At 70.7% G+C, this 14,589-nt stretch carries 13 protein-coding genes and 2 pseudogenes; 6 read left to right on the top strand and 9 right to left on the bottom strand.

Features of this window, described 5'->3' with window-relative positions; all coding sequences use genetic code 11:
* Positions 1–52: 52 nt before the first annotated feature.
* Both MOPEL_RS01500 and otsB read left to right on the top strand, forming a co-directional pair.
* The gene (locus MOPEL_RS01500) at positions 53–1,480 is read left to right on the top strand and encodes an alpha,alpha-trehalose-phosphate synthase (UDP-forming) (protein ID WP_009481078.1); all 1,428 of its coding nucleotides are present in this window, start codon (positions 53–55) and stop codon (positions 1,478–1,480) included.
* Positions 1,477–2,292: a trehalose-phosphatase gene (gene otsB / locus MOPEL_RS01495; RefSeq protein ID WP_009481077.1), complete on the top strand. Its 816-nt coding sequence runs from the start codon at positions 1,477–1,479 to the stop codon at positions 2,290–2,292. Before MOPEL_RS01500 ends, otsB begins: the two co-directional genes overlap by 4 nt.
* Before the next feature lie 84 nt (positions 2,293–2,376).
* Here the strand turns inward: otsB and MOPEL_RS18890 are convergent.
* Positions 2,377–2,682, bottom strand: a pseudogene (locus tag MOPEL_RS18890) (substrate-binding domain-containing protein); the annotation flags it as partial.
* 238 nt (positions 2,683–2,920) lie between these two features.
* On the opposite strand from MOPEL_RS18890, the gene MOPEL_RS01490 reads away from it, so the two are divergent.
* The gene (locus MOPEL_RS01490) at positions 2,921–4,000 is read left to right on the top strand and encodes an ABC transporter ATP-binding protein (RefSeq protein WP_009481075.1); all 1,080 of its coding nucleotides are present in this window, start codon (positions 2,921–2,923) and stop codon (positions 3,998–4,000) included.
* A 117-nt stretch (positions 4,001–4,117) separates the two neighbouring features.
* Positions 4,118–5,374: a DUF4032 domain-containing protein gene (locus tag MOPEL_RS01485; protein ID WP_009481074.1), complete on the top strand. Its 1,257-nt coding sequence runs from the start codon at positions 4,118–4,120 to the stop codon at positions 5,372–5,374.
* A gap of 172 nt (positions 5,375–5,546) precedes the next feature.
* Here MOPEL_RS01485 and rlmB read toward each other — a convergent pair whose 3' ends face one another.
* The 5 genes from rlmB to MOPEL_RS01460 all read right to left on the bottom strand — a co-directional run bounded on the left by rlmB (position 5,547) and on the right by MOPEL_RS01460 (position 9,760).
* Positions 5,547–6,524: a 23S rRNA (guanosine(2251)-2'-O)-methyltransferase RlmB gene (rlmB, locus tag MOPEL_RS01480; RefSeq protein WP_009481073.1), complete on the bottom strand. Its 978-nt coding sequence runs from the start codon at positions 6,522–6,524 to the stop codon at positions 5,547–5,549.
* A gap of 1 nt (position 6,525) precedes the next feature.
* Positions 6,526–7,971 (bottom strand): cysteine--tRNA ligase, encoded by a 1,446-nt coding sequence (gene cysS, locus MOPEL_RS01475; RefSeq protein WP_009481072.1) that lies wholly within the window; start codon positions 7,969–7,971, stop codon positions 6,526–6,528.
* An 81-nt stretch (positions 7,972–8,052) separates the two neighbouring features.
* Complete coding sequence (ispF, locus tag MOPEL_RS01470; RefSeq protein ID WP_009481071.1) at positions 8,053–8,559, bottom strand: 2-C-methyl-D-erythritol 2,4-cyclodiphosphate synthase; 507 nt, start codon at positions 8,557–8,559, stop codon at positions 8,053–8,055.
* Complete coding sequence (gene ispD, locus MOPEL_RS01465; protein ID WP_009481070.1) at positions 8,556–9,224, bottom strand: 2-C-methyl-D-erythritol 4-phosphate cytidylyltransferase; 669 nt, start codon at positions 9,222–9,224, stop codon at positions 8,556–8,558. The genes ispF and ispD overlap by 4 nt, the downstream gene beginning before the upstream one ends.
* Before the next feature lie 53 nt (positions 9,225–9,277).
* A complete protein-coding gene (locus MOPEL_RS01460) occupies positions 9,278–9,760 on the bottom strand; it encodes a CarD family transcriptional regulator (protein WP_009481069.1) in 483 nt (160 codons plus the stop codon).
* 289 nt (positions 9,761–10,049) lie between these two features.
* Between MOPEL_RS01460 and MOPEL_RS01455 the strand changes: the two genes are divergently transcribed.
* Positions 10,050–10,712, top strand: coding sequence for an NADH-quinone oxidoreductase subunit E (locus tag MOPEL_RS01455; RefSeq protein ID WP_009481068.1), 663 nt, complete (start codon positions 10,050–10,052; stop codon positions 10,710–10,712).
* Between the two features lie 137 nt (positions 10,713–10,849).
* Here the strand turns inward: MOPEL_RS01455 and MOPEL_RS01450 are convergent, their stop codons facing one another.
* Both MOPEL_RS01450 and MOPEL_RS18245 read right to left on the bottom strand, forming a co-directional pair.
* The gene (locus MOPEL_RS01450) at positions 10,850–11,533 is read right to left on the bottom strand and encodes a response regulator (protein ID WP_040632294.1); all 684 of its coding nucleotides are present in this window, start codon (positions 11,531–11,533) and stop codon (positions 10,850–10,852) included.
* 64 nt (positions 11,534–11,597) lie between these two features.
* Positions 11,598–12,254: pseudogene (locus tag MOPEL_RS18245) on the bottom strand (sensor histidine kinase); the annotation flags it as partial.
* Positions 12,255–12,981: 727 nt separating this feature from the next.
* Here MOPEL_RS18245 and phoU point away from each other — a divergent pair.
* Positions 12,982–13,650: a phosphate signaling complex protein PhoU gene (phoU, locus tag MOPEL_RS01440; protein ID WP_009481065.1), complete on the top strand. Its 669-nt coding sequence runs from the start codon at positions 12,982–12,984 to the stop codon at positions 13,648–13,650.
* A 117-nt stretch (positions 13,651–13,767) separates the two neighbouring features.
* Here phoU and MOPEL_RS01435 read toward each other — a convergent pair whose 3' ends face one another.
* A complete protein-coding gene (locus MOPEL_RS01435; RefSeq protein WP_009481064.1) occupies positions 13,768–14,511 on the bottom strand; it encodes a phosphoglyceromutase in 744 nt (247 codons plus the stop codon).
* Positions 14,512–14,589: the final 78 nt, after the last annotated feature.

The raw sequence follows: 14,589 nt of genomic DNA, 5'->3' as shown, positions 1-14,589 counted from the left end.
ACCTAGGATTGACACAGGATCATCCCGCGACGCATGCAGGAGCTGACACCCGATGAGCGACACCCGCCCCACCTACGACTTCGTGATCGCGGCGAACCGCCTCCCGGTCGATCGAGCGGAGGGGGAGAACGGCACGGAGTGGAAGCGGAGCCCCGGCGGTCTCGTCACCGCGATGGACTCCGTCATGCGCGGCCGTGACGGCGCCTGGGTCGGCTGGTCGGGCGAGCCCGGCGAGGCCCCCGAGCCGTTCGACGACAGCGGCATGCACCTGCACCCCGTGGCCCTGTCGGCCGAGGAGGTCCGCGACTACTACGAGGGCTTCTCCAACGACACGCTGTGGCCCATCTACCACGACGTCATCGTGCCGGCCACGTTCCACCGTCGCTGGTGGGCGGCCTACCGCACGGTCAACCAGCGGTTCGCGGAGGAACTCGCGAAGGTCGCCGCCGAGGGCGCCACCGTGTGGGTGCACGACTACCAGCTGCAGCTCGTCCCGGCGATGCTCCGCAAGATCCGCCCCGACGTGCGCATCGGCTGGTTCAACCACATCCCGTTCCCACCGGTCGAGCTGTTCGCTCAGCTCCCGTGGCGCGGGCACCTCATCGGTGGTCTTCTCGGCGCCGACTTCCTCGGCTTCCAGCGGGAGGATGACGCGTGGAACTTCCAGCGCGCCTGCCGCCAGCTCGAGGGGTATGAGACCGAGGGCGACACGATCCGCGTCGAGGGCCGCACCGTGCGCGCCGCGGGCCTGCCGATCTCCATCGACTTCGCAGACCTCGAGTCCCTCGCCCGCGACCCCGAGGTGCAGAAGCGCGCCGAGGAGATCCGGGAATCGTTCGGCAACCCGCAGGTCCTCATGCTCGGCGTCGACCGCCTCGACTACACGAAGGGCATCCGCCACCGCCTCAAGGCCTACGGCGAACTCCTCCGCGACGGCGAGTTCACGCCTCCGGACGTCGCCCTCATCCAGATCGCCGTGCCGAGCCGCGAACGCGTCGAGGCCTACAAGACCCTCAAGGACGAGATCGAGCTCACCGTCGGCCATATCAACGGCGACTACTCCACCGTCGAGGCGACCGCGGTGCGGTACCTCCACCAGAGCTTCGACCGGGCCGAGATGGCGGCGATGTACCAGGCCGCCGACATCATGCTCGTCACCCCGCTGCGCGACGGCATGAACCTCGTCGCCAAGGAGTACGTCACGTGCCGCATCCACGACGACGGCGCCCTCGTACTGTCAGAGTTCACCGGCGCAGCAACGGAACTCGGTGACGCCTACATCCACAACCCGCACGACATCCAGGGCCTCAAGAACCGCATCGTCCAGGCGATCAAGGACTCCCCCGAGGAGCGCACCCGCCGGATGAAGCGTCTGCGTGACGCGGTGCGTTCGCACGACGTGCAGAAGTGGGCCGGGGAGTTCCTCGACGCGCTGCAGGCGGTGCCGAGCGACGAGGCGCAGAAGGCGGCCGGGGCGTGACCGAGACGTCCCTCGCCACGGGCGGGGGCGCACGCCGCGCCCTGCCCGCGGACGTCGTCGCCGAGATCTCCCGGGTCGCGGCGCTCGACCGGGTGATCCTCGCCTCCGACTTCGACGGCACCCTCGCCCCGTTCGTCGAGGACCCGATGGACGCGACACCCGTCGCAGGGGCGATGGACGTGCTGCGCGAGGCCTCACGGCTCGACGGGGTCACGGTCGCGCTCGTCTCGGGACGTGACGTCGACACCCTGCGGCTGCTCTCCGGCGCCACCGCCGAGGAGGCCATCGCCCTCGTCGGTTCCCACGGCGCCCAGAGCTCTCGCGACGACATGACCTCGGGGGCCCTCCTCGACGACACCGCTCGCGCACGTCTCGCCGACCTCGACGCCGCACTCGTGGAGGTCCAGCGGCGCCACCCGCAGGCGCGGATCGAGCGCAAGCCCGCGGCCGTCGCACTCCACACGCGGGGGCTGCCCGACGACGTCGCGGCGGCGGCACTCGCCGACGCGGCACTCCTCGGCGACCGGGACGGCGTCCACGCCCTCGCCGGCAAGAGCGTCCTCGAACTCGGGGTCGTCGAGACGAGCAAGGGGATCGCCCTGCGCGCCCTCGCGCGCCTCGTCGACGCCGACGCCGTCGTCTACCTCGGCGACGACGTCACCGACGAGAAGGCCTTCGCCCTGCTCCCCGCATCCGAGGGGCACCTCACGATCAAGGTCGGCACCGGGGACACCTGCGCCTCGTGCCGCGTCGACGACATCGACGACGTGCTCACCGTGCTCGTCGAATTCGTCCGGCACCGCCGGGGCTGACCCGTCAGCGCCCTTCCTGGACGGGCCCGACGGACTCCCGCACGAGAGAAGTTCGTTGCGGAAGACGAGCTCGGCGCGCGCGACCTCACGCCCGGCGATCTCGTCGAGCAGCGCGGTGACGGCGGCCTGGGCGATCCCGGCCACGTCCTGTCGGACCGTCGTCATCGGGGGTGCGGTGAACGCCGTCATCGGGAAGTCGTCGTCACCGGTGACCGAAAGTTCACCGGGAACGTCGACGCCTCGATCCTGGGCCGCCGCAAGGACCCCGGGGTCCATCATGTCGCTCCCGCAGATGACGGCCGCGCAGCCCGCGTCGAGGAGATCCGAGTCGGCTTCACGCCCGCCGTCGACGGTGAACAACGTGTGCCGGACGGCCGCAGCCGTGCTCATCACCATCCCTGCAGGCATCGTCTTGTTCGTCGTGCAGCGGCACCTCGTGCAGGGGCTCACCGCCGACGCAACGAAGGGTTGACGCACACCACCCGGTACCTGCCGTCCGCTTTCGCGCCCGACCGGGCATGATGGGGGCCGCGGCACCTCGGGACGCGACGACGCGATCCCGCGCCGTCATCACTTCACAACGGATCGTCCGGCACGTTCCTGCCGGTGAAGGAAGGACAACGACGTCATGGCCACGGTCAGGTTCGACAAAGCCACCCGGCAGTACCCGGGCAACGACACCCCCTCGGTCGACCAGCTCGACCTCGACATCGCCGACGGGGAGTTCCTCGTGCTCGTCGGCCCCTCCGGCTGTGGCAAGTCCACGAGCCTGCGGATGCTCGCCGGCCTCGAGGAGGTCGACAGCGGCCGCATCTTCATCGACGAGCAGGACGTCACCGACCTGTCGCCGAAGGACCGCGACGTCGCGATGGTGTTCCAGAACTACGCGCTCTACCCGCACATGAGCGTCGCCGACAACATGGGCTTCGCCCTCAAGATCGCCGGCGTCGACAAGGCCGAGATCCGCAGCCGCGTCGAGGAGGCCGCGCGCATCCTCGACCTCACCGAGTTCCTCGAGCGCAAGCCCAAGGCCCTGTCCGGCGGTCAGCGTCAGCGTGTCGCGATGGGCCGCGCCATCGTGCGCGAGCCCAAGGTCTTCCTCATGGACGAGCCGCTGAGCAACCTCGACGCCAAGCTCCGCGTCCAGACCCGCACGCAGATCGCCTCCCTCCAGCGGCGACTCGGCATCACGACCGTCTACGTCACCCACGACCAGGTCGAGGCGATGACGATGGGCGACCGCGTCGCCGTGCTCAAGGACGGTCTGCTCCAGCAGTGCGACACCCCCCGCCGCATGTACGACCACCCCGACAACGTCTTCGTCGCCGGCTTCATCGGCTCCCCCGCGATGAACCTCTTCGAGGCCCCTGCCGTCGACGGCGGCGTCCGGTTCGGGTCGGCGACCCACCCCGTCGAACGTGCGACGCTCGAGGGCACCGGCTCCTCCGTCACCCTCGGCGTCCGCCCCGAGGACCTCGAGGTCACCACCGGCGACGGCCTCTCCGTCGAGATCGACGTCGTCGAGGAGCTCGGCGCCGACGCGTACATCTACGGCCACCTCGCCGGCACCACGCCCACCGACCGGCCGATCATCGCCCGCGTCGACGGCCGCACGCCGCCGCAGAAGGGCGACGTCGTCACCTTCCGGCCCGCCGGCGACCACGTCCACCTCTTCGACATCGAGAGCGGGCACCGGCTCGGCGCCTGACCGGCCGCGGGCCTCCGCGCCGATACATCGACGCCGGCGCCGACGGAGGCCGTCTCCCCACGGGGGAAGGACGGCCTCCGTCGCGTCCGCAACGCCCCCGTCTGCGACGATGAGAAGGTGCCGCTCCAGTACATGACCTCCCGCGCCGACCCGGCCCTGCTCGACCTGCCCTGGTCGACGCCGCTGGAGGAGTGGGACCAGAGCCACCTCGCCGCGCTGCCCCGCGGCATCTCCCGGCACATCGTCCGGTTCGTCAAGCTGGGGCGACGCATCATCGCCGCCAAGGAGATCAAGGACGACGTCGCCGTCCGCGAGTACGAAATGCTCCGCAACCTCACCCGGATGGGCCTACCCAGCGTCGCCCCCTTCGGCGTCGTGAGCGGCAGGGAGACCCCCGAGGGCGAACCGCTCGACGCGATCCTCCTCACCGAGCACCTCCAGTTCTCCCTCCCCTACCGGGCCCTCTTCAGCCAGCGCCTCCAGCCCGACACGGTGCTGCGACTCCTCGACGCGCTCGCCGTCCTCCTCGCCCGTCTCCACCTCGCGGGGTTCTGGTGGGGCGACGTGAGCCTGTCGAACACGCTCTTCCGCCGCGACGCGGGCGCGTTCGCCGCCTACCTCGTCGACGCCGAGACGGGTCAGCTGTTCCCCTCGATCTCCGACGGGCAGCGCGCCCACGACCTCGACATCGCCCGCGTCAACATCGCCGGAGAACTCATGGACCTCGCGGCAGGCGGGGTCATCCCCGACGACGCGGACCCCATCGACATCTCCGAACGCATCGTCCTGCGCTACAACCAGCTGTGGGAGGAGCTCACCGGTCTCGAACGCTTCGAGCGGGGAGACCGGTGGCAGCTCGAGGAACGCGTCCGACGCCTCAATCAGCTCGGTTTCGACGTCGACGAGTTCGAGATGTCGACCGACCTCGACGGTGCCTCCATCCAGATCCAGCCGAAGGTCGTCGATGCCGGCCACCACCGACGCCGCCTCCTGCGCCTCACCGGCCTCGACGTGCACGAGAACCAGGCGCGGCGCCTCCTCAACGACCTCGACGCCTTCCGTGCCGGGGAGGGACGTGACGAGGACGCCGAAGAACTCGCGGCGCACGACTGGATGCTTCGCGTCTACGAGCCCGTCGTCCGCAACATCCCCGAGGAGCTCTCGGCCAAGCTCGAGGACGCACAGATCTTCCACGAGGTCCTCGAGCACCGCTGGTACCTCTCGGAACGCACCGGCCACGACGTGACGACCCAGTGGGCGTTCGCCGACTACCTCGCCCACGTGCTGCCCGCGAAGCCCGACGAGAAGTCCGTCGTCGGCGTCGACACCGTCGAGATGCCCGTCATCGCGATGTTCCCGCCCGACGAGCCCTGACCCCCACCCTTCCGTTCGCCGACCGGTGGCGTCCTCACCGTCGTCCCGATCCGGGTCGTCACCCCAGGGTGGCCGACGTCATCGATGTCGTCGTCGCGCTGCCCCCATGTCTCAGACGCACACGTGCCCGTCGCCCCACCTTCGGGGCGACGGGCACGGACGTGGGGTGGGGTCAGCTCTTGCGGCGGCGGGCCACCTCGTAGAGCGCGACACCGGTGGCGATGCCGACATTGAGGGACTCGACGGCCGCGGCCATGGGGATCGACGCGATCTGGTCGCACGTCTCCCGCACGAGGCGGGAGAGGCCCTTGCCCTCCGAGCCGACGACGATGACGAGCGGCTCGGTCGCGAGCTCGAGGTCGGGCAGGGAGACGTCGCCCTCCATGTCGAGGCCGACGACGAAGAACCCCTGCTTCTGGTAGGCCTCGAGCACCCGCACGAGGTTCGACGCCTGCGCGACCGGCACCCGTGCCGCGGCACCCGCACTCGTCTTCCACGCCGACGCAGTCATACCGACCGAACGACGCTCCGGCACGACGACACCCTGCCCGCCGAACGCGGCCACGGAACGGACGATCGCACCGAGGTTGCGGGGGTCGGTGATGCCGTCGAGCGCGACGATGAGTGGCACACCCGGCGACTGCGGATCGACGAGGTCGGCCGGGTCGGCGTACTCGTACGCCGGCACCTGCAACGCAAGGCCCTGGTGGGTGGCGCCGTCCGTGAGACGGTCGAGCTCGCCGCGCGGCGTCTCGAGCATCGCGATGCCGCGTTCGCCGGCGATCTTGATCGCCTCGCGCACGCGGTCGTCGGAGTCGATGCGGCTCGCGACGTAGAGCGTCGTCGCGGGGATCTCCGCGCGCAACGCCTCGACGACGGAGTTGCGCCCCGCGACCATCTCGCTCGTACGCGGCCCGCGACGGCCCCCGGCCGCAGCAGACGGACGGCCACCCCTCGCCTGGGGCTTCGTCGCACCGGCCGACGAGGCCCGCTTGGTCTTGTGGGCCTTGTGGTAGACGCGGTCCTCGGCCTTGGGCGTCGGCCCACGGCCCTCGAGACCGCGGCGGCGCTGGCCGCCGCTGCCCACGGTCGCGCCCTTGCGGGACGCCCCCTTGCGGGTGGCGCCGCGGCGCTGGGAGTTTCCGGGCATGTCAGTCCTTGCTGTCGTCGGCGCGGCGGGCCAGGGACCAGCGCGCACCGGAGGGAGTGTCCTCGACCGCGACACCGGCCGCGGTGAGGGAGTCACGGATGGCGTCGGCGGTGGCGAAATCGCGCTCCTTGCGCGCAGCCGCGCGGGCGGCGAGCCGGTCCTGCACGAGCGCGTCGAGCGTGCTCTCGAGACCGGATTCGATCGCCGTGTCGCCCTGCCAGACGGGGTCGTAGGGGTTGACGCCGAGCACGGACGTCATCGCGACGACCTGGCGCGCCGCACGACGGGCCGTCTCGGTGTCGCCGGAGTCGAGCGCGGAGTTGCCCGCGCGCACCGTGTCGTGGACGACGGCGAGAGCACCGGCGACGCCGAGGTCGTCGTCCATCGCCGCCGCGAAACCGCTGGGAAGCTCGTCGACGGGCAGGATCGGCTCCTCCGCGAGAGCGCGTCCACCGGCCCGCTCGAGGAAACCCTCGATGCGGGAGACGGCGGCCTCGGCCTCGGTGAGCGAGCTCGGCTGGTACTCGAGCGTCGACCGGTAGTGGGCCGCGCCGATGTAGTACCGCACGACGAGCGGACGGGCGATCTTCGTGATCTCCCCGACCGTCATGCCGTTGCCGAGCGACTTGCTCATCTTCTCGCCGGCCGCGGTGAGCCAGGCGTTGTGCAGCCAATACCGCGCGAACCCGAGGCCCGCCGCACGCGACTGGGCCTGCTCGTTCTCATGGTGCGGGAAGCGCAGATCGACGCCGCCGCCGTGGATGTCGAAGGTGTCGCCGAGGTACTTGCGCGCCATCGCCGAGCACTCGAGGTGCCACCCCGGGCGCCCACGCCCATAGGGGGTGGGCCAGCTCGCCGTCTCCGGCTCACCCTCCTTGTGTCCCTTCCACAGCGCGAAGTCGCGAGCGTCCTTCTTGCCGCGCGGATCGGCGTCGGCGGCGGCCTCCATGTCGTCGATCGACTGCCGCGTGAGCGCGCCGTACTCGGGGAAGGACCGGACGTCGAAGTACACGTCGCCGCTGCCGTCGGGCGCCGCGTAGGCGTGACCCCGCTCGACGAGGGTGTCCATGAGTTCGACCATCTCGGGGACGTGACCCGTGGCGCGCGGCTCGTACGTCGGAGGCGCGATGCCGAGGGTGTCGAGGGCGGCCGTCGTCTCGCGCTCGTGCGCGTAGCTCCACGCCCACCACTCGGCGCCGTTCTCGGCGGACTTGCGCAGGATCTTGTCGTCGATGTCGGTGACGTTGCGGACGAGGGTGACCTCGTAGCCGTGCCCGTACTCCAGCCAACGGCGGAGGACGTCGAAGGCCACGGCGAACCGCAGGTGACCGATGTGCGGCGTGCCCTGCGTGGTGAGGCCACAGATGTACATGCCGACCTTGCCCTGCTCGAGGGGGACGAACTCACGGAGTTCGCGGGCGGCGGTGTCGTACAGGTAGAGACTCACCGTGTCAGCCTACTAGGCGCGATCGGGGCGGCGGACACTCGACCGCACCCGTCACGTCCCGGGGGAACAGACGGGGCGGCGTCAGGGACGACGCACGAGGAGTGCCACCGCGATCGCCGCGGCACCCTCGCCCCGGCCGGTGAGGCCGAGACCGTCGGTCGTCGTGCCACTCACGCTCACGGGGGCGCCACACGCCTGCGCCAGCGCGGCCTGCGCCTCCGCACGACGGGTACCGATCTTGGGCCGGTTGCCGACCACCTGGACCGACACGTTGCCGATGTCGAAGCCCGCCTCCCGCACGAGACGCGCGGCCTCGCCGAGCAGGGTGCAGCCGGAGGCGCCCGCGAACTCGGGACGGGACGTGCCGAAGTGGGCGCCGAGGTCACCGATGCCCGCAGCGGAGAACAGCGCGTCGCACGCCGCATGGGCGGCGACGTCGGCATCGGAGTGACCTTCGAGGCCGGGCTCCCCCGGCCACTCGAGGCCGGCGACCCACAGCGCACGCCCGGCCTCGGGCGCAGCGAAGGCGTGGACATCGGTGCCGACACCCACGGAGAACGGGGTCGCGGGCACGTCGGGGGTGGTCATGGGCGGCCCCCCACGGTGGCGAGTCGTCGCTCGGCGGCGTCGAGGTCCTCGGGCGTGGTGATCTTGGCCGCCCAGGCCTCCCCGTCGACGACGTGGATGGGGGTGCCGGTGAGTTCGACGAGGCCGGCGTCGTCGGTGACGGCGACCTCGAGGTTCTCCTCGTGGGCGTGTACGAGGACCTCGCGGACGAAGCCCTGCGGGGTCTGGATCGCGCGGAGGGTGCCCCGGTCGAGGGTGGAGACGACCGTCCCTGCCTCGTCGACCGTCTTGATCGTGTCGGCGACGGGCAGACCGGGCACGACGGCGCCGTGCCCGCTGCGGAGCGCGTCGACGACCCGTGAGAAGAGCGCAGGGGGCGTGAGCGCACGAGCGGCGTCATGGACGAGCACGAGACCGTCGTCGACGCCGAGGACGCCCAGCCCCGCGGAGACGGATTCGCGCCGCTCCTCACCGCCGACGACGACGTCGACACGGACACCGGGCTCCTCATCGCACGGCCCGCGACCGGACTCGGCGAGGGCCTCGGCGACGATGTCGCGCGCGGCCACGAGCCACGAAGCGGGCGCGACGACGACGAGACGGCCGACCTCGGGACACCCGAGCGCCTGATCCAGGGCCCATCGCAGCAGCGGGCGACCGCGGAGTTCGACGAAGGCCTTGGGCACCTCGGCGCCCAGCCGACGACCGCTCCCGGCGGCGACGACGACGACCGCGACGTTCAGGACGCGAGCACCTCGTCGAGCATGTCGGACGCCTTGGCCTCGTCGGTCTTCTCGGCGAGCGCGAGCTCGGACACGAGGATCTGACGAGCCTTGGCGAGCATGCGCTTCTCACCGGCGGAAAGACCGCGGTCACGCTCGCGGCGCCACAGGTCGCGCACGACCTCGGCGACCTTGATGACGTCGCCCGAAGCGAGTTTCTCGAGGTTCGCCTTGAACCGGCGCGACCAGTTGGTGGGTTCCTCGGCGTGCGGGGCGCGCAGGACCTCGAACACCCGGTCCAGACCGTCCTGCCCCACGACGTCGCGGACACCCACGAGGTCACAATTGTCCGCGGGGACCTCGATGGTCAGATCGCCCTGGGCGACCTTGAGGACGAGGTAGAGCTTCTCCTCACCCCTGATGGTGCGCGTCTTGATCTGCTCGATGAGTGCCGCACCATGATGCGGGTACACGACCGTCTCTCCGACATTGAAGGCCATATGCTCGTTTTCCCCTTTCGCGGCCTTCAGGATACCACGGGGGCACCTCCCCCGGAAGAGAGACGGCCGCATCCGCCCTGGTCAGAGACGGTGCGCCCTGGAAACCGGCCGACATCGACCCTTGACAACTGGACACCCGTTCCGTACGCGCGCGAGACGCCAGGCAGGACCTGCGTCGCGCAAAGCGCCCCGCCCCGCCCCACCCCGAGGGTGCCGGCATGCAGGTGCCCGCGCAGGTCGGGAGGGCCGACGCGCCGACGAGGGGGCCCTGATTGGGTACTCTGGCCGCGTGACTCGACGAATCCCCGCCGCACCGACCTCGCGCCGACGCGTGTTGCGCGCAACCCTGCTCACCCCCGTCCTCGGCATGGCGCTGGCAGGCTGCCAGTGGACCTCCCCGATCCAGACGGAGAAGCAGTACGAACCTTCCGACGGCCGTTCCGTCGCCCTCGGCAACGACGTCAACGTCAACAACATGCTCGTCGTCACCGACAAGAAGGGTGGGCAGGGGACCCTCGTCGGCCTGGGCGTCAACAACTCGAACCAGCCCGTGCAGGTCACGTTCACCGTGCCGCAGCAGCAGCCGCTGAGCATCGACATCAAGCCGCACAACTCCCAGCAGATCAGTGAGCCCAAGGGCGGCCGTGCGAACACGATCGCGAGCGTCCCGGTCGCCCCCGGTTCGCTCCTCGACGTGGTCGTCGCGTCCTCGGGTGCGGGCAGCCAGACGATCCAGGTCCCCGTCGTCGCCCCGTACCCGCCGTACGGCGATTTCCACTCGGCCGGCCCGGTCACCCCCTCGGCGGGTGCGGAGTCCGGCGGCGCCGGTCACGAGACCTCGGCCCCCACCGCGACGAGCGCGGCGACGCCGACACAGACGCCCACCGCGTCCTCCACCGCCTCTCCCGCGGAGTCCCCCACACCCACGGCCGGCGCCACCTCCACCAACTGATCCCGGCGGGCGGTGCGGGCGCGAGGCCACTGTCACCGGGCGGGCACACGACGAGGCCCACGCACCGAGCTGGTGCGTGGGCCTCGTCGTGTCCCGGTTCGTGGGTCACCGGAAGGGGAGCCCTGCGACTGATCCGGTCACGGACTCTCGAACTTGTACCCCAGGCCGCGCACGGTGACGATGTGCACCGGCTTCGCCGGGTCGGGCTCGATCTTCGCGCGCAGACGCTTGATGTGGACGTCGAGGGTCTTCGTGTCGCCGACGTAGTCGTTGCCCCAGACGCGGTCGATGAGCTGCATCCGCGTGAGCACGCGACCGGCGTTGCGGAGGAGGATCTCGAGCAGCTCGAACTCCTTGAGCGGCAGCGGCACGTGCTCGCCGTCGACGGAGACGACGTGCCGCTCGACGTCCATCCGCACGGGGCCGGACTCGAGCGTGCTCGGCAGCAGCTCCTCCGGCTCCTGCCGCCGCCGCAGGACCGCCTTGATGCGGGCGAGCAGCTCACGGCTGCTGTACGGCTTGGTGACGTAGTCGTCCGCGCCGATCTCCAGGCCGACGACCTTGTCGATCTCGCTGTCCTTCGCGGTGAGCATGATGATCGGCACCGAGGACCGCTGCCGGAGCGTGCGACACACGTCGATGCCCGAGAGGCCCGGCAGCATGAGGTCGAGGAGGACGAGGTCGCCACCCGTGCGCTCCATCTCCTCGAGCGCCGCAGGCCCGGTCTCGGCGATCGCGACGTCGTACCCCTCCTTGCGCAGGAGGTACGCGAGCGGGTCCGAGAACGACTCTTCGTCCTCGACCACCAGGATCCGGGTCATGTGCCTTGCTCCTTCGTGAGGGGGTGGGGTTCGGCGTGGGGGGCTCGGCCTGCGCGCGCGGCAGACGCATCGTGAACGTCGAGCCGTGCCCCTCCTGGCTCCACAGCGTGACCTCGCCGCCGTGGTTGGCGCAGATGTGCTTGACGATCGCGAGCCCGAGCCCGGTGCCGCCCGTCGCCCGCGACCGGGCCGCGTCGACGCGGTAGAACCGTTCGAAGACCCGACCCTGGTCCTCGGCGGAGATGCCGCGGCCCTGGTCGGTCACCGAGATCTCCACGAGGCCCTCCACCCCACGGGCGACGACGGTGATGCGGGTGTCCTCCGGCGAGTACGCGATCGCGTTCGTCAGCAGGTTGCTGAGCGCGGTGACGAGCATCGAGGAGTCCCCGTAGACGAAGAGGTCGTCGGAGGAGGAGACACGGAAGCTCATCCGCCGCCCCTCGGCGAGGGTCAGCATGAGGTCGACGGACTCCTGCACGACGTCGTCGATGTCGACGAGCTGGGGATCCTCGGGCGTCTCGGCCGCCTGGAGGCGGGAGAGGTCGACGATCTCCTTGACGAGCCGGGTGAGCCGGGTGCTCTCGATCTTGATGCGCTTGGCGAACCGGGCAACGGCCTCGGGGTCGTCGGCGGCGTCGAGGACGGCCTCGGCGAGCAGGGCGATACCACCCACGGGCGTCTTGAGCTCGTGGCTCACGTTGGCGACGAAGTCGCGGCGCACCGCCTCCACGCGCTTGGCCTGGGTGCGGTCCTCGACGAGGAGGAGCAGGTGACGCTGCCCCAGGGGGGCGGCGCGGGCGGACACGCTGATCTCCCCGCCACCGAGAGGCCCACGCGGCAGGTCGAGCTCGGCCTCCTGGATCGCGTGTCGGCTCCGCGCCGTGCGGGCGAGTTCGAGGAGGTCCGGTTGGACGAGCTTGCCGTCGCGGACGAAGCCGAGGGCACGTGCGGTGGGGCTCACCGTCACGGCGTGCTCGTCCTCGTCGAGGACGATCGCGCTCGACCGGAGGACGAGCAGCACGTCGGAGACGGCGGCGTCGGCCCGCGCCTGAACCTCCTCGAGGTCGTCGACGGGTGCCTGCCCCACTCGAACGGCGTCCGGCTCCGGCGGGCTGCCGCGTCTGCCGAGGCCCCATCCGCCCGCGACACCGGCGAGGAGCCCGGCGCCGGCGGCGGCGAGGGGTACGACGATCGGATCCACCTGGCCAGGGTAGGCACATCCCGGCCGTACCCCGACCCATCCGGCGGGTCTTCGCCGAGCCCACGCCCCCGACGGCCCGAGAGTTCACCGCCCGGGCGCATGCCGTTCACCCGCACCTGGCACGTTGGCGCCGTGTGGGCCGGCCACCTGGCGGTCCACCCCGGTTAGGGGCCCCATCCCGGTTAGGCTCGACACTTCACCCACCTGTTCCGACGCCCCGGCGGCGTCGATACGCGAGAAGGACACCATGCGCGACGCCTTCCACGAGGATCTCGACAAGATCTCCGACCAGCTCGTCGAGATGACCCGCCTCGCCGCCTCGGCGATGAGCCGGGCGACGACGGCGCTCCTCGACGCCGATCTCGAACTCGCCGAGGGCGTCATCAGCCGTGACGAGGAGATCGACACCCTCCGCCGAGACCTCGACGAGCTGGCGGTCGAGCTCCTCGCGCGTCAGCAGCCGGTGGCCACCGACCTGCGCATCGTCGTCACCGCCCTGCACATGGCGACGAGTCTCGAGCGCATGGGTGACCTCGCCGAGCACGTCGCCAAGGTCGCACGCCTGCGGTACCCCGAGAGTGCGGTGCCGGCCGAGCTGCGCGACATCATCGTCTCGATGGGGCAGATCGCCGACCGCCTCGTGCTCCGCGCCGGCTCGATCATTGCGTCGAAGGACGTCGAGGCGGCGAAGAGCCTCGGCGGCGAGGACGACGAGATGGACTCCCTCCACCGCCGCGTGTTCACGATCCTCGCCTCCCCCGAGTGGCGGCACCCCGCCGACGTCACCGTCGACATCACGCTGCTCTCGCGCTACTACGAGCGGTTCGCCGACCACTCCGTCGCCGTCGCCCAGCAGGTCGTCTACCTCGTCACCGGCACGTGGAAAGCGCTCGACGCCGTCGACGGCGACCGCTGACGCCAGCCCCTACAGGGATCGGTCACCGGACGCGGCGATCCCCCGGACGTGCGGAACGGCCCGGTCCCCGAGCGGGGAGCCGGGCCGTCCTCGTGCGTGAATGCCGTGGTCAGCGACTCACTTGCCCTGGTTTGCGACGGCCGCGATCGCGTCCTTGGCCGCCTCCGGGTCGAGGTAGGTACCACCCTTGGTGACGGGCTTGAACTCGTCGTCGAGCTCGTACACGAGCGGGATGCCCGTCGGGATGTTGAGCGCGGCGATGTCGTCGTCGCTGATGCCGTCGAGGTGCTTGACGAGGGCCCGCAGGCTGTTGCCGTGCGCGGCGACCATGACGGTCTTGCCCGACTTCAGCTCGGGGACGATCTCGGACTCCCAATAGGGGACGAGGCGCTCGACGACGTCCTTGAGGCACTCGGTGGGCGGGTTCTCGCCGTCGATGCCCTCGTAACGCACGTCGTGCGCCTGGCTGAACTCGTCCTCCGGGTCGATCGGCGGCGGCGGCGTGTCGTAGGAGCGGCGCCAGAGCATGAACTGGTCCTCGCCGAACTGCTCCTTGGTCTCCTTCTTGTTCTTGCCCTGGAGCGCACCGTAGTGACGCTCGTTGAGCCGCCAGGAGCGATTGACCGGGATCCAGTGGCGGTCGGCCTCGTCGAGCGCGAGGTTGGCGGTCGTGATGGCGCGACGCAGCACCGAGGTGAACAGGATGTCGGGCAAGACGCCCTTCTCCTTGAGCAGCTCGCCGCCGCGTGCCGCCTCCGCCCGACCCTTGTCGGAGAGGTCGACGTCGACCCAACCGGTGAACAGGTTCTTGGCGTTCCACTGGCTCTCGCCGTGGCGCAACAGCACGAGGGTGTAGGTCATGTCTCCACTGTAGTCAGCCGCCCGCCAGGCCCGGGAAGGAGTGAGGGCCTCGGGTCCGTGGTCCCGAGGCCCTCACCA

The sequence above is a fragment of the Mobilicoccus pelagius NBRC 104925 genome (genome assembly GCF_000247995.1).
GTDB classification, from domain to species: Bacteria; Actinomycetota; Actinomycetes; order Actinomycetales; family Dermatophilaceae; genus Mobilicoccus; species Mobilicoccus pelagius.
This window is presented reverse-complemented; position numbering and strand designations above follow the sequence as displayed.